Raw genomic sequence first — 20,252 nt, forward strand, 5'->3', positions numbered from 1 at the left:
AATGGTAATAATTGAAAAAGTTAAAAATTTTTATAAAACAAAAAGAATTTTATTTTTTGTCGTCATATTTGTATGGCTTATTTTAACGATACTTTCGGGAATTTTAATCGGTTTATATTCAAATTCTAAAGTAATTTATTTAAGTCCCGAAGAAGAAAATGCAAGAGCCGTAGCCAATATGGAAGAAGACGAAGAGAAAATTATTAAAGGCGAGATGCTTTCGACAAAAGGCAATTTGGATATAGAACAAATGGAATATTCTAAAAATTATATAAAAAATAAGAAAAATAAATAATGGAGATAATTATGCGATTTAAAATTTTTTTATTCATTTTTAATTTGATTATGTTTACTTCTATTTTCGCTCAAAATACGAGAGAAACGATAACGGTTAAACCCGATAATCAAGTTGTAACGAACGAACCTATAAGCAGAAAAAAAGGCGGACCTTTGGAAGAAGATTTTATAAAAACTATAGACTTGGCAAATAATACTCTTTTTTCAATAAGATTAAACGCCACAAATTTTGACAGATATATTCGTATAACAAGCTATTCTACAAATTTAGATTTTGTGAGATTTACGAGAGATAAAACGAATACTTTTTTAACTTTTACAACTTTAACTTCGGGAATTGCAAAATTAAATTTTCAAGTCGATAATGAAGAAAATATTATAAGAAGATATAGATATACAATTAATGTAACAAATAGCGAGAGAAATACCGCAAATACAAACGCTATGTTATTAGAAATTGAAAAATCTGAAATAAGCAGTAATAATATTAACAAAATCACGGCTGATAATTTGAATCAAATATCAATTACAAATAATAACGATTCGATAATATCTGCAAATGCTACGAATTCCGAGATTAAAAAATCTGACAAATCGGAAACTTTAACTTTATTTAATTCTGCAGAAGAATTGAAAAATATAAAAGATTATTCAAACGCCGTTAATCTATATAACAATATTATATCTCAATATCCAAATTCAAAATATTCCATTTACAGTCATTTTAGAATAGCGGATATTTACAATAATAATAAAGATTATAATAACGCTTTCGACATGTATAAAAAAGTTTACGATTTAAAAACTGCAAATAATAATGAAAAAGCGGCGGCGCTATATTCTATGGGAATTATGAAGAAATTTCAAAATAATAACGAAGAGGCGATTAATTATTTTAACGAGGTTATAAATAAATACGCTAAAACTTCAACTTATGGAAACGCTTCTTATGAAATGGCGGATAGTTTAAAAAGGCTTGGAAAAATATCGGATGGAATTAATATACTTGAAAAATCTTTAAGTTCAAACGATAAATTTAATAAAAGAGCGGACGCTTTGCTTCTTCTTGCCGAAATATACGAAAGAGGCGACAGAAATGTTAGAGATTTTAATAAGGCTTATCAAACATATAATCAATATATAGAAGAATATCCTTCTTTGCCAAAAACAAAATATGCGATTGAAAGAAAAGATTTTTTATATAGAACTGTAATTAATTTGCAGTAGTTTTTTAATTGAAAGAAAGTTAAAATTTATAAAATTAATTTTCAAATATGTATTGCCACACCTTAAACTTTACAACCATTTGATTAACGAAGGTTTGCAATGACAATAAAATTAAGAAATACAATAATCTAAATAAAGTTAAAAAAGAGGCTTACCCTTTCGGATAAACCCATTAAATCATATTCTCAAATCAATTAGGATGTCCTGGCATAAACAAGAAATTCCACCAAGGCGTCTCCCAAGAATCTGTAAATTTTACATACCTTGTAAATGTTTTAATTAATTCTTCAGGTTTTTTACCCAAGTGAACAGACTCGTACATCATTACTTTTCTATCCTTGTATCCATACCAATAGTAAGAATCAACGCCTGCGCTATCTTTTACGCCTTCATTAGCGGATGGATTCATAACAAGAACCTCTAAATATCCGTTGTCAAATCCTCTAGTAAAGAATATATTTTCGTAATAAACGCCATTCCAAAATTTAGACAAAGTTATATTAGCCGCTATAAATGTATGAACTGCATTTCTAGCGCTTCCGCCTTTTCCATATATTATTTCAGCTTCCATTTCAGATAAAGCCATTTTATAAATTGCTCCAACTGTCCATTGTCCCGTATGAGCGTATTCATGCGTTACGCTATGGTTAAATCCATAATTCTTTTTAGTGCAATTTACATAATCTACTATAACCGCTCCTACAAATTTTTTAATTAATCTGTTATCTGGTTTGTAGTAAATATCGCCGTTATCGGCAAAATAGTAGTAATCTTGATAACTTTGATTTTCGTCTTTTGCTGGCAATCTTTTTTGGAAATCGTCTGCTCCATGAGGATTTCTTCCGTTTCTAATTGCGAAAACTTTACCGTCATTGGCAGCCTTTCTGTTAATTTGGTCAAGCCATAATTGATTTAATTTTGCGCTATCTCTATAATCTACCTCAACTTTTTGAGAACTTGCAAAAGGAACATCAACCGTATATTTTGAACCAGCTTCCTCTGGAAGAGTAATTGAACCGCTATCGGAAGCTCCTCCGTCAGAATTTTCACCGTCAGAGCTTGCTCCTCCGCCAACAGAAGTAGATAAAGAAGTCGATTGGGTTGGAGCGTCTCCGCCACAAGAGACAATCGTTGCTATAGAGAATGCAGCTATTAAAATTATAACAACCACTCTCCACAATAATTTTGACTTAAACATAAGAATCTCCTTGTTAATGTTTTTATCGATATTAATTTTATAAGTTTTATTAGCCTTACCTTTATAAGATAATAAATATTTAAAAAAAGTCAAGAACTTTTTTCATATATTATGATTATACTAAAATATTATATTAAGTTTATAAAAAAATAAAAGACTCCCGAAACTCGGGAGCCTCTTACAAATATAATTTAAAGGAAATATGAAAAAATTTATTCTTTATGTCTTATTAATGCTTTTAATATAAAAAATTATTTTCAAATATTAAATCTTTGTTATTATAAACCGAATAAATTTAATTTGGTAAAATATTTATATTGCAATTTACTTGATAGTTAATTAATAATTAAGATACTTTTTTATAAATTATTTTGCAAGTCGTTAAAAATGTCTTTCAAAGTCGTTTTTTCTAATTCTTTTTCCATAGATTTTTGAATATTGTCTAATTTCGGAAGTAATATTTTCGTTATATTATTTCCAACGGGGCATTTTGAATTTGGTTTCTTATGAAATGAAAATAATTTTCCATCCAAACTTTCTACAGCTTCAAATATATCTAATAAAGTTATATCTTTCGCTTTTTTATTTATAGATATTCCGCCTTTTCCTCTTTTTACGATTATAATTTTAGCTTTTTTTAATTGAATTAAAATATTTCTTATTATAACGGGATTTACTTGAATGCTTCCAGCTAAAAAATTTGAAGTTATTTTTTCGTCTTTGAATAATAAAATACATAAAAGAGTATGAACAGCTATAGTAAATCTTGAGCTTATTTTCATTAAACTTCCAAAAATCAAAATATTAATAAATTATACAATAATTTTTAATAAATTGAAATAAAAAATTTAATTGTAATAGTTGACATTACATTTTAAATATGTTATAATTTATTGTAATAATAGATATTACAATATCTATTAAATATAAAATTAAAAAATGCCAATTATAAAAAATGGCGAAGGAGTAAAAAATGAAGATAGCTATAATAGGAGCTACAGGCAAAGCTGGAAAATTAATTATGGAGGAGGCTTTAAAAAGAGGATTAGATGTCACGGCTATAGTGAGAAACAAATCCAAACTTTCTAATTCGAGCGTTAAAGTAATCGAAAAAGATTTATTCGATTTAAAGAAAGAAGATTTAAAAGATTTCGACACAGTCGTAAGCGCTTTTGGAATATGGGAAGAAAAAGAACTTCCAAAACATGCCGAAGTAATGAACCATCTATGCGACATATTGGCTGACACAAATATCAGATTAATGGTTGTCGGAGGAGCTGCAAGTTTATATGTAAATAAAGAGCACACTATGATATTAAAAGATGCACCTAATTTTCCAGAAGCTTTTATGGGATTGGCAGTAAGTGAAAATAAAGCATTTGATATATTAAAAGATAAGAAAGATGTTTTATGGACATATGTTTCGCCTTCTGCAGATTTTCAAGCTGAGAGAGAGAAAACAGGAGAATATAATATAGGCAATGATGAGTTATTAGTTAATTCTAAAGGCGAAAGCTATATTAGCTATGCTGACTATGCCGCTGCTTTTGCTGATGAGATAGTTAATAAAAAATACTTAAATCAACAAATAACATTCTGTTCAAAATAATTAAAAGAAAAATTAAAGGGCGTATATTAATTAAAAATATATGCCCTTTATTTTTGCAATTTTTTGCTTAAAGCCATTCGGTAGTAAAAATTATTTAATAATTTAAGCGGCGCTATCTTTTCCATGACAATATTTATATTTTTTACCGCTTCCGCAAGGACAAGGGTCGTTTCTTCCAATCTTATTTGTCATTTTAACTTGAGCATGCGCCATTTTAGATTTTCCTTGCATATTGTTATCCATAGCGCTTATATTTCCTTTTTCTTCAACTCCTCCGTCAAAAGCGCTTTCTCTTTCTACAGCGTTAAAAGAATTAGGAACTATTCTAACTCTCATTATTAAATTGATAAGCTCGTTATATATTGTATTCATTGTAGAGACGAACATTTTATATCCTTCAAGTTTATATTCGGTAAGCGGATTTTTTTCAGCGTATCCTCTAAGTCCTATTCCTTCTCTCAAACCGTCCATAGAAAATAAATGGTCTTTCCATCTATTGTCTATTACCGAAAGAAATATATTTTTTTCCACTTCTCTAAATACTTTTTCATCAACCAAAGTCGCTTTTTTTCTGTAAGTTTCGATAAGTAAATTTGTTATATTTTTTATAGCGTTATCAATTCCGCCTTCAATAGCTTTATTAACCGCTTCTTCGTCTATTCCTATAGAATAACTATTAAACCATTTTATTATTTCAATAGGATTAATATTTTTACCCGAAATTGAACTTATATTTTTTATAGTCGAATCCGACACATCCGAAATTATCTCTTCCACTCTTTGAGATATATTTTCCGAATAGAGTATATAATCTCTCTCTGAGTAAATCGCCATTCTCTGCTGATTCATAACATCGTCATATTCAAGCAAATGTTTTCTTATATCGAAATTTCTGCCTTCAACTTTTCTTTGAGCATTTTCTATAGATTTATTAAGCCATTTATGTCCAAGCTCTTCCTCTTCGCCCATTCCCATTGCAAGCATCATACTTGAAACTCTCTCGCCTCCGAAAAGTCGCATTAAATCATCTTCAAGAGATAAGTAAAATACGCTTAAACCAGGGTCGCCTTGCCTTCCGCTTCTTCCTCTGAGCTGATTATCAATTCGTCTCGCTTCATGTCTTTCGCTTCCTATAACATGAAGTCCGCCAACAGATATAACTTTTTCTTTATCGATTTTTGATTTTTCATTTATTTGAATTATTCTATCAATTTTTTCAAGCATTTCCAAAGCGTTATTTTTTTCGGCAATTTCTTTTGCTTCTTCGGTTTTTCCCGATATTACAAGCCTAACAAAAGCCTCTTTATACAAGTCTATTGATTTTATTTTTTTTAATAATTCTTCTTTTTTATAAGGGTCTCTCTCTTTAAAAGCTCTATCTCTCATAAGAGTGAGAATTTGCTCTATTTCGCTAACTCCTTTAGCTACAGGATTTCCTCCCAAAACAATATCCGTTCCTCTTCCCGCCATATTTGTTGCCAAAGTGACGGCGCCAGGCTCTCCCGCTTGCGCGATTATTGACGCTTCTCTTGAGTGATTTTTAGCGTTTAAAACTTCATGGCTTATTTTATATCTTTTAAATATTTTAGATAATTCTTCATTCATTTCAACCGAAACAGTTCCGACAAGAACGGGTTTGCCTTCGTCTTGCAAAGTTTTTATATATTTTGCCAAAGCCTCGAATTTAGCTTTTTTAGTTCTATATATTTTATCCGACAAATCTTCTCTTGTCACGGGTTTATTAGTTGGAATTACTGCGACATCCAATTTATATATTTTGTAAAATTCTTCCGCTTCCGTTTCGGCAGTTCCCGTCATTCCTGAAAGTTTAGGATACATTCTAAAATAATTTTGAAAAGTTATAGTGGCATAAGTTTGAGATTCGTTTTGTATTGCGACTTTTTCTTTCGCTTCTATCGCTTGATGAAGTCCATCGCTATATCGTCTGCCTTCCAAAACTCGTCCCGTAAACTCATCAACAATTAAAACTTGTCCGTCTGTTACCATATAATCAACATCTCTTTTAAAAACTTTATGCGCCTTTAAAGCTTGATTGACATGATGAACTATCGTGCTGCTTTGCGCTCCGTATAGATTTTCAACATTAAGAAGTTTTTCCACTTTATGAACGCCATCTTCAGTAAGATAAACATTTTTGTCTTTTTCATCTAATACATAATCTCCCGTTCCCGCAACTTCTCTCATTCTTTCGTCCGTTTCAGCCTGCTTTAACATAGGAATAATTCGGTCTATTTCGTAATACATTTTAATATTTTTTTCTGCTGGTCCAGATATTATAAGAGGTGTTCTCGCTTCGTCTATCAATATGCTGTCAACCTCGTCAACTATAGCGTAATAAAATTTTCTTTGAACTTTATCTTCTTTTCTTATTACCATATTGTCTCTTAAATAATCGAAACCAAATTCGTTATTAGTTCCGTAAACGACATCGCGGGAATAAACCTCTCTTCTTTCGGGAGAATGCGGTTTTGTATCGTCTAATATTCCAACCGATATTCCAAGCATAGAATAAATTGGCATCATCCATTCAGCGTCTCTTTTGGCAAGATAATTATTTACCGTCACCACATGAACTCCGAGTCCCGTCAAAGCGTTTAAATATACCGATAAAGTGGCGACTAAAGTTTTTCCTTCTCCCGTTTTCATTTCGGCGATTCTGCCTTGATGTAAAACCGCGCCGCCCATAACTTGAACATCGAAATGTCTCATTCCCGTTGTTCTTACGCTTGCCTCTCTAACTACTGCAAAAGCTTCGGGTAAAATTTCGTCTAATATATTTTGCAATTTCTTTTTATTTTCTTCGTTAGTTAAATCAAAATCTTCAGTTTTGCATCCGATATATTTTTCGACTCGCTCTCTAAATTCTTTTGTTTTATTCGTAAGCTCTTCATTGCTTAATTTTTTTATACTCTCTTCAAACGATAAAGTTTGTTCGGCTATAGGCTTTAATATTTTCTCGTCATTTTGAGATTTAGAACCGAATATTAATTTAAATATAATGTCCATCGCTCCCATTATTGAATAATCTCCTTAAATATATAATTAGTTCATAATTTCTATAAACATTTTATTAAAACTATATAATAACATAAAAATTAAATATAATAAAGTAGGAAGTTATTATTTGAATAAAAAATATACTCCATTTTTGATAAACATAAAATAATATTATAAACTAACTTCTTTTTTACCCGTTAATTTGAAAAATATTATAAGAGATATAATAGTCGATATTGTAAGTATCGTAGAAAGCGCCGCCGCTGTTCCATAGCTTGCTCTTATAACTTCTTGGTAAATAGAAACTGCCATAGTCCTAGATTTTCCCGTATATAATATTACAGAAGAACTTAATTCGTTTATTACAGTTATCCAACTTAAAATCGCTCCCGACATAACTCCAGGAAGCATCATCATAGCGGTTATTTTAAAGAAAGTTTTAACCTGCGAAGCTCCTAAACTTATTGAAGCTTCTTCCATGCTCACGCTTATTTGATAGAGTATTGCCGAACTTGACCTTAAAGTATATGGCATTCTTCTAATAACTAAAGAAATTATTATTATCATTGCCGTTCCGCTTAATATTATAGGCGGTTTATTGAAAGCCAAAAGCAAAGTTATTCCTAAAACCGAACCAGGAATTATATAAGGAAACATTGTAATCGTATCTATTATGCTAGTTAATATATTTTTTCTTCTGATTGATATATAAGCTATAAACATACCGACTATTACTATTATAAATATAGTTATAAGTCCGTAAAGATAAGTATTTTTAATCGAAGTTCCCAAAGACGAGAATATAGTAATATAACTGTCAAAAGAAAATCCTTTAACAAATACCGCTCTGTTTGTCTTTAAAAATGAAGTATAAATAACCGTAATTTGAGGTATTATAGATAAAAATACTATCAAATATAAAAATATATGAACGAATATAGACATTATTCCTTTTATTTCTTTAGGTTTAATCGGATTTAGAGAACTCATTGTAAACGATTTTTTATTGACAAAATATTTTTGAGTTATAAACATTAAAGCCGTTATAAATACCATTATGCTTGCCATAGACGCCGAAAAGTTTGCATTTCCTCCAACCTCGCTTACGAATTCGGAATATATCATTGTAGGCATTGTTCTAAATCCTTCGCCTATAAGCATAGGAGTTCCAAAATCGGCTAATGCGTTCATAAATACAAGCAAAGCTCCCGCCAATATTGTGGGAGTTATTAAAGGAATCGCTATAGTCGCAACTTTCTTAAAAGGCGAACATCCTAAACTTTCCGCAGCTTCCATAAGAGAAACATCTATTTTGCTTAAAGCTCCCGAAACATACATAAAAATAAAAGGATATAATTTTAAAGTAAAAACTAAAAGTATTCCGCCAAAACCGTATATTGTCGGAGTCGTTATTCCTAAATTTGCAAAAAATTTTGTTATTACTCCGCTTCTTCCAAGTAAAAGTATCCAAGAATAAGCGCCGATAAAAGCGGGCGACATCATAGATATAATAATCAAAATTTGTAAAAAAGTTTTTCCTTTTATTTTGTAAACGCTCATAAAATATGCCATAGGAGTTCCTAAACATATAGTTAAAATCGTTACGCATATAGTTACCAAAAAACTATTTCCCAAAGCTTGATAATAATATTTTCTGCTAAAAAATTTAAGAAAATTATCTAAAGTCCAAGCTCCCGTTTCAGGATTCTTAAAACTGCTTAAAAATAAAGAAAGCAAAGGATATACTAAAAATAAAGCAAATACTAAAGCTATTATTAAAGTAATCGAAGTCCAAAAATCTATTCTAAATTTTTTATTCATATTTTTTAACTCCTTTTATAAGACTCTTTTCCATATCGAGAGTAAAGACATTTATTTTTTTAGGATTTGGTTTTAAGTTAATCGTTTCATTAACTTCGTATATTTTATCTAAAGACGCGGAATCTTGAGAATATTCTATACTTGGCTGTTCGGGAATAACTTCTTTATCTTCAAATTGCAAAGAATAATTTATATATTTTCCTAAAAAAGTTTTTGTAATTACTTTCGCTTTCATGCTTTCTTCCGTAATTTTTGCAAGGCTAAACTCTTCAGGTCTTATAGCCGCTATAACCTCGTCTCCGTCTTCAATATTGTCTAAATTATCCATTTCTAATTTATATCCGTTTTTGAATATTAAACCGCTTTCATTTGAAGATTTATATATTTTCGCGTAAAATAGATTAGAATGTCCTATAAAAGTGGCGACAAAAACATTTGAAGGACGCGAATATATTGAAACGGGATTTCCAACTTGCTGTATTATTCCGTCTTTCATTACGGCTATTCTATCCGAAACGGCTAAAGCTTCCTCTTGGTCATGAGTTACATAAACCGTAGTAATTCCGACATGCCTTTGAATATCTTTTATGGCGCTTCTCATTTCTATTCTTAATTTTGCATCCAAATTTGAAAGAGGCTCATCCATTAAAAGAACATTCGGCGTTATAACTATAGCTCTTGCCAAAGCGACTCTCTGCTGTTGTCCTCCCGATAATCTTTCGGGAAGTCTGTTTTGATATTCTTCTATCTTTACAACCTCAAGCATTTCATCGACTTTTTTCTTCATAGAATTTTTATCTTCTTTTCTTAATTTTAATCCGTATTCTACATTTTCCCTAACCGTCATATGAGGAAAAATTGCATAATTTTGAAATACCATGCCGATATTTCTTTTATGCGCGGGAATATCGTTTATAATATCCTCGTCAAATTTTATTTTTCCGTCCTCTATTGAATTGAATCCTGCAATCATACGAAGTAAAGTAGTTTTACCGCAACCCGAAGGTCCAAGCAAAGTAAAGAATTCTCCATTTTTTATATTTAGAGATAGATTTGGTATTATGGTTAATTTATCATATCTTTTAACCACATTTTCTACAGATATTGATACGCTCATTTTTTCCTCTTTTTTTATTTATTATTTATTTAATTTTTTATTATTAATATTTAATTAAATATTAAATTCCCGTAAATATATCTTTAAATTTATTTAGCCAATTTTGTTTATTCGCTTCAACCGTAGCGTCATCGTCTTTTATAACATTTATTTTATCAACAGAAAGTAATATTTCAGAAGGTGGCAAATCGTCTCTCACGCTTCTTCTATTTAATTTTTCGTTAATAGTTTTTTGAGCGTCATAACTTGTGGCATAATCTACAAATTTTTTAGCATTTTCCATATTTTTAGCGTTTTTAATAATATATATTCCGTCAGCCTTGAAAACAACGCCTTCTTTCATATATACTAATTTTACGGGAGAGCCTGAAACTACATAATTAGCGCCGCCTTCCTCAAAAGTTAAACCTACGGTATATTCTCCGTCCGCAACTCCTTTATAAACGGCAGAAGAACCGCTTAGTAATTTGCCGTCTAAATTCGCGCATAATTTTTTAACATAATCCCAACCTTTTTCGGGATTTCCATTTCCCATAGCGTAAAGCATATTAACCAAATGCTCGAAAGAAGAGGAAGAAGCCGAAGGGTCGGCGCAAGCTATTTTTCCTTTTAATGCTGGATTTAATAAATCTTCATAACCTTCAATTTTTATATTTTTCGATAAATTTGTATTAACCATTAAAACGCTTGGAATAGTAGTAAATCTCGTTATCGGTCCTTCAACATTTTTGTAGAATTCTGCAATATTCACTTCGTTTGTGGAAGTATAATTTTCAAATAAATCCATTTTTAATCTTATGGTATTTAAACTTCCGCCCCAAAGTATATCTCCCAAAGGATTATCTTTTTCGGATTCTACTCTTTTAAGCAATTCTCCCGTTCCTGCGGCTATTACATCGACATTTATACCTGGATTTTTAGCCTTAAAATCGTCTACCAAAGGATTAATAAAATCCAAAGGATGTGGACAATAAATTACAAGAGCGTTACTTGACTCCGATTTTTCGCTTGAGCAACCAAAACATAAACTTAATACGATTAAAATACTTATTATTTTCTTCATTTTTGTATCTCCTTTTATTTAAAAAATAATATTAAAAAATTTTATATTTATACCATTTTATATGCTGGTAAAAATATCTCTAAATTTATCGAGCCATTTTTGTTTATTGGCTTCTACTATATCTTCATTATCTTCTATTACATTTATCTTATCAATAGATAGAAGTATTTCAGAAGGAGGTAAATCGTTTCGGATAGCTCTTCTGTTTAGCTTTTCATTAACCATTTTTTGAGCGTCATAACTTGTTAGATAATCAATAAATTTTTTAGCGTTTTCCATATTTTTAGCATTTTTAACCACAGATACTACATTAGGTTTTACTATTACGCCTTCTTTCATATATACTAATTTTACAGGAGAACCAGACGCTACATAACTAGCCCCTCCTTCCTCAAAAGTCAAACCGACTGCATACTCTCCATCCGCAACGCCTTTATAAACTGCCGAAGAACCGCTTAATAATTTGCCGTCTAAATTCGCGCATAATTTTTTAACATAATCCCAACCTTTTTCAGGGTCTCCATTTCCCATAGCGTAAAGCATATTATCTAAATGTTCAAAAGAAGACGCAGAAGTTAAAGGGTCGGCGCAAGCTATTTTTCCTTTTAATGCTGGATTTAATAAATCCGCGTAGCCTTCAATTTTTATATTTTTTGCCAAATTTGTATGAACCATAATAACGCTTGGCATAGTTGTAAATCTGGTTATACTTCCTTCAACATTTTTATATTCTTCTAAAAAGCTTGCTTCGTTTGTAGTAATATAATTTTCAAATAAATCTGCTTTAGGTTTTATAGTGTTTAGACTTCCGCCCCAAAATACATCTCCCAAAGGATTAGATTTTTCAGATTCTACTCTCTTGATAAGCTCGCCTGTTCCTGCGGCTATTACATCCACATTTATATCTGGATTTTTAGCCTTAAAATCGTCTACTAGTGGATTAACGATAACCAAAGGGTGTGAAACATAAATTACAAGCGCATTTTTTCCCGTATCCGACTTTTCGCTTGAGCAACCTAAACATAAACTTAATGTAAATAATGTAGTTATAATTATTCTTTTCATTTTTTTATTTCTCCTTTTATTTTTAATTTTTATTTTGAATAATTAAATTCCTGTGTAAATATCTCTAAACTTATCGAGCCATTTTTGACGATTCGATTCTACAAAATCTGGGTCGTCTTTTATTGAATAAATTTCAGTCATAGGTATTACGACTTCAGAGGAAGAAGCGTCCTTCCTTATAGCTCTTCTATTAACTTTATTAATAAGAATATTTTGAGCGTCTAAACTAACGCAATAATCTATAAACTTTTTAGCGTTTTCTAAATTTTTAGCGCCTTTAATAATATAAACGCCTTCGGGTTTTGATATTACGCCCTCTTTCATATATATAACTTTTACGGGCGAACCTGAAACGACATAATTTATTCCGCCTTCTTCATAAGTTAAACCGACTGCATATTCTCCGTCCGCAACTCCTTTATAAACGGCAGAAGAACCGCTTAATAATTTGCCGTCTAAATTCGCGCATAATTTTTTAACATAATCCCAACCTTTTTCAGGATTTCCATTTCCCATAGCGTAAAGCATATTAACCAAATGCTCGAAAGCGGAAGAGGAAGCCGCAGGGTCAGCCGCCGCTATTTTTCCTTTTAATGCTGGATTTAATAAATCCGCGTAGCCTTCAATTTTTATATTTTTTGTTAAATTTGTATTAATCATAATAACGCTTGGAATAAGCGAAAATCTTGTAAAATTTCCCTCTTCGTTTTGAAATTCTTCAAATATATTAATTTCATTTGTAGAAATATAACTTTCAAACAATTCGCCTTTTGATTTGACGCTGTTTAAAGTTCCGCCCCAAAGAATATCGCCTAAAGGATTGGTTTTTTCTGCCTCTATTCTTTTAAGCAATTCTCCCGTTCCTGCAGTTACAACTTCAACGCTTATTTTAGGATTTTTTAATTTGAAATCGTCTAAAATAGTATTCATTAAATCTAACGGATGCGAACAGTATATTATTAACTCTTCTTTATCCGAACTTTTGCTTTGCGAACATGATAATATAAATATCGCAATAAATAAAATAATTAAATTAAGTTTTCTCATAACTTAACTCCTTGAAAATATTTTTTTATAAAAAGCGTTTTTTTAAGGAATAAACGCCAATTATCATTGGAATAGATATTATATAGAAATAGATTAATCGATAAATATAATAAAACTTTAAAAATGAATTTATAGGATAGGATAGGATAGGATAGGATAGGATAGGATAGGATAGGATAGGATAGGATAGGATAGGATAGGATACCTACCGCATAAGTTTATTAAAGTCATATTATATATTCCTTTTTGTTTATCTATATTAAGTATAGTATATAATAAATGATTTGTCAAGCGTTTTAAATAAAAAATTTAAAAAAATTTCGTTAAAAAATAATATCGTCATTAATAAATGAATTTTATTCTAATTTTTATAATTAAAATATAAAATTACCAAGAAATTTGAAGTCCGAAACCTATATAAAAATCGTTAAAAGAAATCTTTTTAAACATTTCAATTCTTTCAGGCATTCTTAAAGCTAATAATATATAAGGTTCGCCCGTCACGATATTATAAGATATAACGGGAATACTTGCATTTACCCCTAATTTTACCCCGATAGAATGCATATAATTTTTATCATAATAACCGTATCTATAAGACAATGAAGCAAAAAAATTGTCAAAATAAATATGACTTAAATTAAATTGAGAGTCAACAAATCCTAAAAGCTCGACATCGCCCGCTAAAAAATAATTATCTTTAAGATTTTTTAATCGGGAATATGCATGAAATTCTGCGGGAGCTATAGCGTATTTTGTTCCAAATATTTTTGAAGCTCCATCAAATGCCGCTATTCCGTTTAAAACATAAGCGCCGTAAAAACTCATTCTTAAAGGAATATATCTCGTTTGAAATTGAGTTTTAAAATCTAATCCGAATTTATTATATTTTACCGAATACATTGGATATAAAGAAATTTTAATTAAATCGTCTCTATAAGGTTTATCTGCTTTAGTTTTAAAAACAAATGAAGCTTGCAAAGTTGTTACAAAAGTCCAAGTATCATATTTCCACTTGAAAGCGCTCGATATATAATTTGGAATTTTATCTTCCGAAAATAAAGCTCCGTATAATATTGGCGATATAACAAAATATACTTTATCGCTTTCCGTGTAAAGTTTAAATTGCATATCAATCGAAGAACTTAATTGCCAATAATTATATTCAGAATAAACGACTTGACTGTCGAAATGAAAATTTAAAGGATACAACAAACCGTAAGAAGTTAGATTAAATTCTGTTTGTAAAAATAATGAAGGAATATCAAGCCCAAGCCATAAATATGCAGAATTATTTCGAGACGGAGATGCCATATAAGAAAAAATTCCAAATCCGTTTATAAAATATGGAAACGAAGTATTTAATTGAGGCAATGGCGCCCAAGTTGCAAAAGGTTTTATATATTTAAATTGATTATATTTGCCTAATTCTTTTTTTGGAATAAAATTATATTTTTCAATAGTTTTTGAAGTAAGCGAAATATTTTTTATTTGAGGTTTTATATTTTCGTCAAACTTCATTAATTTATTGTATTCAGAAAATTTGCCTCTATAATAAAACGAATTATTTGCATAAACGGGCGAGATTATTCCTCCCGAAAAATCTTTATCATAAAGTTTTATATTATTTGCATTTAAATCCAATTCTCCCAATTTATAAAATCTATCGTTATTATTATAAGAAAATAAAAGTTTGCCGTTAGAATATCTTAAATATCTTACAAAATTTAAACTGTCGTCTCTTGTATCTACATATTTTAAGGTTTTTGTTTGATAATTGAAAATCGCAATATGTCTTATTCCGTAATCGGAAATTATTAAAGCTATATTATTATCGTCAATAACAGTTGGCGATATGTAAGAAAAATTATCATTCGCTTCAAGTAAAATTTCTTTATTATTATTTTCGTCAATATAAATTAAAATAGGATTATGCAAATCTTTTCCAATTCCGATAATTCCGTTTTTGAAAAATCTTGTATATTGAATATCCGCCCATTTTCTTTTTGTTCTTTTCTTTTTTTCTAAATCGTATTCTTTTACGACATATTTATAAAGTCCGCCGTTATAAGTTAGAGATACGAATAAAGCTTTTTTACCGTCAGAAGAAATATCTAAACTGTCCGAACTCCTATCAATGTAGAATTCTAATTTTAAATCTTTTTTTTCATTGATTTCATTTCTTTTATATTTATAAGAATAAAGCGCTCCAACATTATTATCTATATAATAAACTTTATCTCCGTAGGAAGTCAAATCGCTTATATAAGTTTCTTTATTATTAACTCTTAACTCTTCGCTCGGGTTTATATTTTCAAGCGCTAAAGAATTTTGAAAATCTCCCCAAACTTCTAAAAAATTCATTCCATAAACTTTTTTAAATGCTCCGTAAAAACCCGAATTATAAATTAAAAAAGAAAAAGATAATTTTTTTCTCATTACATTCCATAATTCATTATATTTTTCAATTCCAAATCTTTCTTGTAAATATTTTGAAAATAATCCGCCATATAAATAATAAGAATCGTAAGGTCTTTTACTCCAAATATCGCTTAATTGTATCGGAGTTTTAAACTTTCCTTCGTAAATATCTTGTCTTAATGTTTGTTTAACCAAAGGGTCGTTTGCTCTTCCAAAACCTTTATAACTTTCCATACTCACGCTTATTCCTTCAAGCATAAAAATCGGAGTATTAAAAAAAAGCATTGAAGCCCAATTTCCCAAAACTTTTGTAGGATAGCCCGCATTTTCAGAAGCCAAACTTAATAAATGCGTAAGCTCATGAATAAAAGTGCCTTTAAAATTGTCGGCGTCCAACGGTTCGCCCGTTTCAATAGTGTCGAATAAAACCATAGCAGGATAAGGTAGAGGAGTCGCCCAAGCGTTAAATATATTCATGTCGGATGTTATAGTAATCGGGATTTTTCCGTCAACTTTGCTATTTAAAATTTTTGAATATTCTTCGTATATTTCGTCTGCAAATTCGGATAATTTTTCCGCCGTTCTTCTAGATTCTATTGGAAATATTATTTCAAATTTTTTGGTTTGTATTGTGTATAATTTTCTAAAAGGTTTAAAAATAACATTTTGAGAATAAGATAATTCAAATATAGCTAAAAATAATAATAAAATAAATCTCTTCATATATTGTAAATGTAATAAAAATTTTATTAAAATGATAAATCTTAATAAATATTTTTTCAAGTATTTATATAAAAATATATAAATAATTTCTATATAAAGTATTGCTATTTTATTATTTTTTATGTATTATTTTAGGCAATATTTAAATTTTTAATTAAATTAAGGAGTAAAAAATGAGTCATCATCATAGAGGACAATGGGGAACTAGAGCGGGATTTATATTGGCTGCTATAGGTTCTGCGGTAGGTTTAGGTAATATATGGCGTTTTCCGTATATGGTAGCTTCTTTTGGAGGCGGAGCTTTTATGATAGTTTATTTAATCGCTATGTTTACCGCGGGAATACCGATTATGGTTTTAGAATTTTCTATGGGACATAAAACCCATAAGAGCGCGCCTGGAGCGTTTAAATTTTTAAATCCTTCTTGGGAATGGTTAGGCTGGCTTCAAGTATTTACATGCTTTGGAATAGTTATTTATTATTCCGTTATTATAGCCTGGTCTTTAGCTTACGGTTTATTTTCTCTTAAAGGTTTGGCATGGGGAAGCGATACGGCGGGATTTTTCTTTAACGAATATCTTAAAGTATCGGACGGTTTTAAATTAGGCGGTTTTAATCCTCAAGTTGCAATTCCTTTGATAATAGTTTGGATTATTATATTAATTTCCGTTATAGGCGGAGTTAAAGACGGAATAGAAAAGGCTAATAAAATATTTATGCCTTTATTATTTATATTAATTTTAATAATACTTATTAGAGGATTAACTTTAGAAGGAGCGTTTAAGGGATTAGATTATATGTTTAAGCCCGATTTTTCAAAAATTCTCGACCCTAATGTTTGGATAGCCGCTTATGGACAAGTATTTTATAGTATGTCAATCGCTTTCGGTATAATGGTTACTTATTCAAGCTATTTATCGGACGATTCGGATATTTCAAATAACGCTTTTATGACAGGCTTTGCCGATACAAGTTTTAGTTTGCTTGCTGGAATAACAGTGTTCAGTATAATTGGTTATATGGCTGGCGCGCAAGGTAAAGAAGTTTCGGAAGTTGCGGGAAATGGCGGAATAGGTTTGGCTTTTATAGTATTTCCCGAAGCCGTTAATTCTTTGCCAGGATTAAACGGAATATTTGGAGCTGTATTCTTTTTAGTTCTTGCATTTGCTGGTTTAACTTCGGCAATATCTCTATCAGAAGTTGTTATTTCTTCTTTTATAGATAAATTCCATTATAATAGAAAAAAAGCGTCTATAGTTATTATGATTATACAGGCTGCAATATCTATGGTATATGCGACAGGCGGCGGTTTATATATATTAGATATAGTGGACCATTTTATAAATAATTATAATATTGTAATAAGCGGTTTAATAGAATTGGTTTTAATAGCTTGGGTATATAAACTCAATGACTTTAAAGACTTAATTAATAAAGTAAGCGAGTTTAGAATAGGAATTTGGTGGGATTTCTGTTTAAAATTCTTAACTCCTATATTTTTAGCGGTTTTTTTAGCATTAAAATTAATAACCGATTTTAAAACGCCTTATGAGAATTATCCTCAAGCGGCTTTAATAGGTTTAGGTTGGTCTATGCCGATTATCGCTTTTATAGTTGGAGTAATACTAGCTAAACTTAAAGAAAAATATATTAATAAATAAAAAGATTAAATAAAGGAGAAAATTATGGGAATAGATTCGGCTATATTTATGGGACTTAGTCTACTTGCAGTTTGGGGAGGATTTGTTTTCTTTCTCGCCATAGCTTTAAGAAAAATATAAAAAATTAAGTTTTATAATTAAATAAAGAGGTTTAATCAATTTAGATTATTCCTCTTTTTTTATTTATTGTTTTTTTATTCTGCCTCTTTGAATTGTGGTATTTTCAATATCGTTTATAAAATAAAATAATGATTCAATTTCATCTACTATATTTACATCGTTTATAATACAATTTGGTTTATCTAATAATTTTATAGGAGCGAAATTAAGAACGCCTTTAATTCCCGCATTGCATATAACATCAAACATTCTTTGAGCTTCCAAATCTGGAACTGTCAATATTGCAACTTCTATTTTATTATTTATTATATAATCTTTTAATTCTTCAATCGGAAGTATCGGAGTTTTTGCCTCTCTATCGATTTTTTCGGGATTATGGTCGAAAGCCGCCACTATTTTCATAGATTCATTTTCAAAACCTCTATAATTTACTAAAGCCTTTCCAATTTTTCCATATCCGATTAATATAATACTATGCGAAACTTTTTTTCCGAGTATATCGTCTATTCTATCAAGCAAATCGTCAATAATATATCCGCCTTTCTTATTGCCCGATATGCTAAATAATGAAAAATCTTTTCTAACTTGAACGGCGCTTATGCCAATCGCATCTCCCAAATTATTTGAATAAGCCTTTATGAAACCAAAACTTTTCATACGCTTTAAGGCGTTTTTATATTTCAATAAACGCATAATTTGTGTTCTGCTAATCATATTTACTCCGATATTATTATTTATTTTAATATCATTATATCATAATAAAGTTATATGTCAATAAAATATTTCTAAAATAAAATTGTTTATAATGTTATTTTTTGATAACAAAATAAGCAGAAATTCTATATTATTTTTTATCTCGCCAAAAATAACATATAATTTTAAATATATTAAATAAAATAAACAACTTGTATTTTATAATATTAATTATAAAATATTTTAATAATTTTTCGGAGTTTTATAAATGATACTTGATGGAAGAGAATTATCAAAAGAAATAAAAGAAAATATAAAATCTAAAGTCGCTTTGCTCGATAAAAAACCAAGAATAGATTTTATATATTTTGAAAATGATAAATCTACTGAAATATATTTTAATAGAGCTAAAAAATCCGCAGAAAGCGCGGGAATGATTGGCGCGCTTCATAATCTTAACTCAAACACAAGCGAAAAAGATTTTTTAACTTTAATAGAATATCTAAACGAAGAAAAAGAAACCAACGGAATAATGATTCAAGCGCCTTTGCCTAAACATATAGATAAAAAGAAAGTTTACGAAACAATCTCGCCAGATAAAGATGTCGATGCAATATCAAATATAAGTTTAGGAAGAATATTTTTGGGAGAAAGCAAACTTATTCCATGCACGGTTAAAAGCGTAATGGCTTTACTTAAAAAAACTAAAATAAAAATTGAAGGAGCTAACGCCGTAGTCGTTGGAAGAAGCGATATAGTTGGAAAACCTTTAGCTCATTTGCTTCTTCAAGAATCGGCAACGGTTACAATAACTCATTCAAAAACAAAAAATTTAAAAGAGATTTGCAAGAAAGCCGATATATTATGCGTGTCTATCGGAAAATCGGAGTATATAACCGAAGAATATATTAAAGAAGGAGCGATTGTTATAGATATTGGAATAAATGTTTTAGAGGACGGTTCTATAAAAGGCGATGTTAAATTTGACGAGGCTTCAAAATTAGCTTCTTTTATAACTCCAACTCCAAACGGTGTGGGAAGCGTTACGGTTGCAATGCTTTTAGATAATTTGCTTTATCTTTATAGTCTTCAAAATCAATAATTTTATAATAAATAATTTTACATTTTATATATTAACATTGTTATAAATTAATGCTATAATGCATAAATTA

Annotated in this window: 16 protein-coding genes; 6 read left to right on the forward strand and 10 right to left on the reverse strand. The window is 29.7% G+C overall.

What is annotated here, in order from left to right; genetic code table 11:
* Position 1: 1 nt before the first annotated feature.
* Both EPJ79_RS01065 and EPJ79_RS01070 read left to right on the forward strand, forming a co-directional pair.
* The gene (locus EPJ79_RS01065) at positions 2 to 295 is read left to right on the forward strand and encodes a hypothetical protein (protein ID WP_244289038.1); all 294 of its coding nucleotides are present in this window, start codon (positions 2 to 4) and stop codon (positions 293 to 295) included.
* An 11-nt stretch (positions 296 to 306) separates the two neighbouring features.
* A complete protein-coding gene (locus EPJ79_RS01070; RefSeq protein ID WP_147738112.1) occupies positions 307 to 1,524 on the forward strand; it encodes a tetratricopeptide repeat protein in 1,218 nt (405 codons plus the stop codon).
* 190 nt (positions 1,525 to 1,714) lie between these two features.
* On the opposite strand, the gene EPJ79_RS01075 is transcribed toward EPJ79_RS01070, so the two are convergent.
* Positions 1,715 to 2,722 (reverse strand): hypothetical protein, encoded by a 1,008-nt coding sequence (locus EPJ79_RS01075; RefSeq protein WP_147738113.1) that lies wholly within the window; start codon positions 2,720 to 2,722, stop codon positions 1,715 to 1,717.
* Between the two features lie 359 nt (positions 2,723 to 3,081).
* Positions 3,082 to 3,504, reverse strand: coding sequence for an Rrf2 family transcriptional regulator (locus tag EPJ79_RS01080; RefSeq protein WP_147559716.1), 423 nt, complete (start codon positions 3,502 to 3,504; stop codon positions 3,082 to 3,084).
* Between the two features lie 191 nt (positions 3,505 to 3,695).
* Here EPJ79_RS01080 and EPJ79_RS01085 point away from each other — a divergent pair, with 191 nt between their 5' ends.
* Complete coding sequence (locus EPJ79_RS01085; RefSeq protein ID WP_147738114.1) at positions 3,696 to 4,331, forward strand: NAD(P)-dependent oxidoreductase; 636 nt, start codon at positions 3,696 to 3,698, stop codon at positions 4,329 to 4,331.
* A 102-nt stretch (positions 4,332 to 4,433) separates the two neighbouring features.
* Here EPJ79_RS01085 and secA read toward each other — a convergent pair whose 3' ends face one another.
* From secA to EPJ79_RS01120, 7 genes are all read right to left on the reverse strand, one after another.
* Complete coding sequence (gene secA / locus EPJ79_RS01090; protein ID WP_147738115.1) at positions 4,434 to 7,367, reverse strand: preprotein translocase subunit SecA; 2,934 nt, start codon at positions 7,365 to 7,367, stop codon at positions 4,434 to 4,436.
* Between the two features lie 153 nt (positions 7,368 to 7,520).
* Positions 7,521 to 9,170, reverse strand: a complete 1,650-nt coding sequence (locus EPJ79_RS01095; RefSeq protein ID WP_147738116.1) for an ABC transporter permease — start codon at positions 9,168 to 9,170, stop codon at positions 7,521 to 7,523.
* Positions 9,163 to 10,287 (reverse strand): ABC transporter ATP-binding protein, encoded by a 1,125-nt coding sequence (locus tag EPJ79_RS01100; RefSeq protein ID WP_147738117.1) that lies wholly within the window; start codon positions 10,285 to 10,287, stop codon positions 9,163 to 9,165. Before EPJ79_RS01100 ends, EPJ79_RS01095 begins: the two co-directional genes overlap by 8 nt.
* 61 nt (positions 10,288 to 10,348) lie before the next feature.
* Entirely contained in the window at positions 10,349 to 11,350 is a 1,002-nt protein-coding gene (locus EPJ79_RS01105) for an ABC transporter substrate-binding protein (RefSeq protein ID WP_147738118.1), read from the reverse strand.
* Between the two features lie 57 nt (positions 11,351 to 11,407).
* On the reverse strand, positions 11,408 to 12,415 hold the full coding sequence (locus tag EPJ79_RS01110; protein WP_147738119.1) for an ABC transporter substrate-binding protein: 1,008 nt from the start codon (positions 12,413 to 12,415) through the stop codon (positions 11,408 to 11,410).
* Positions 12,416 to 12,457: 42 nt separating this feature from the next.
* A complete protein-coding gene (locus tag EPJ79_RS01115; protein WP_147532074.1) occupies positions 12,458 to 13,462 on the reverse strand; it encodes an ABC transporter substrate-binding protein in 1,005 nt (334 codons plus the stop codon).
* A gap of 387 nt (positions 13,463 to 13,849) precedes the next feature.
* Positions 13,850 to 16,606: a TreP protein gene (locus tag EPJ79_RS01120; RefSeq protein ID WP_147738120.1), complete on the reverse strand. Its 2,757-nt coding sequence runs from the start codon at positions 16,604 to 16,606 to the stop codon at positions 13,850 to 13,852.
* Positions 16,607 to 16,779: 173 nt separating this feature from the next.
* On the opposite strand from EPJ79_RS01120, the gene EPJ79_RS01125 reads away from it, so the two are divergent.
* Both EPJ79_RS01125 and EPJ79_RS01130 read left to right on the forward strand, forming a co-directional pair.
* Entirely contained in the window at positions 16,780 to 18,267 is a 1,488-nt protein-coding gene (locus tag EPJ79_RS01125; RefSeq protein ID WP_147738121.1) for a sodium-dependent transporter, read from the forward strand.
* A gap of 24 nt (positions 18,268 to 18,291) precedes the next feature.
* Positions 18,292 to 18,387 (forward strand): MetS family NSS transporter small subunit, encoded by a 96-nt coding sequence (locus tag EPJ79_RS01130; protein ID WP_021959202.1) that lies wholly within the window; start codon positions 18,292 to 18,294, stop codon positions 18,385 to 18,387.
* A gap of 63 nt (positions 18,388 to 18,450) precedes the next feature.
* On the opposite strand, the gene EPJ79_RS01135 is transcribed toward EPJ79_RS01130, so the two are convergent.
* Positions 18,451 to 19,101: a redox-sensing transcriptional repressor Rex gene (locus EPJ79_RS01135; protein ID WP_021959201.1), complete on the reverse strand. Its 651-nt coding sequence runs from the start codon at positions 19,099 to 19,101 to the stop codon at positions 18,451 to 18,453.
* A gap of 247 nt (positions 19,102 to 19,348) precedes the next feature.
* Between EPJ79_RS01135 and EPJ79_RS01140 the strand changes: the two genes are divergently transcribed.
* Positions 19,349 to 20,182, forward strand: a complete 834-nt coding sequence (locus EPJ79_RS01140; RefSeq protein WP_147738122.1) for a bifunctional 5,10-methylenetetrahydrofolate dehydrogenase/5,10-methenyltetrahydrofolate cyclohydrolase — start codon at positions 19,349 to 19,351, stop codon at positions 20,180 to 20,182.
* Positions 20,183 to 20,252 lie beyond the last annotated feature (70 nt).

The organism is Brachyspira aalborgi (assembly GCF_008016455.1).
Taxonomy (GTDB): Bacteria; Spirochaetota; Brachyspiria; order Brachyspirales; family Brachyspiraceae; genus Brachyspira; species Brachyspira aalborgi.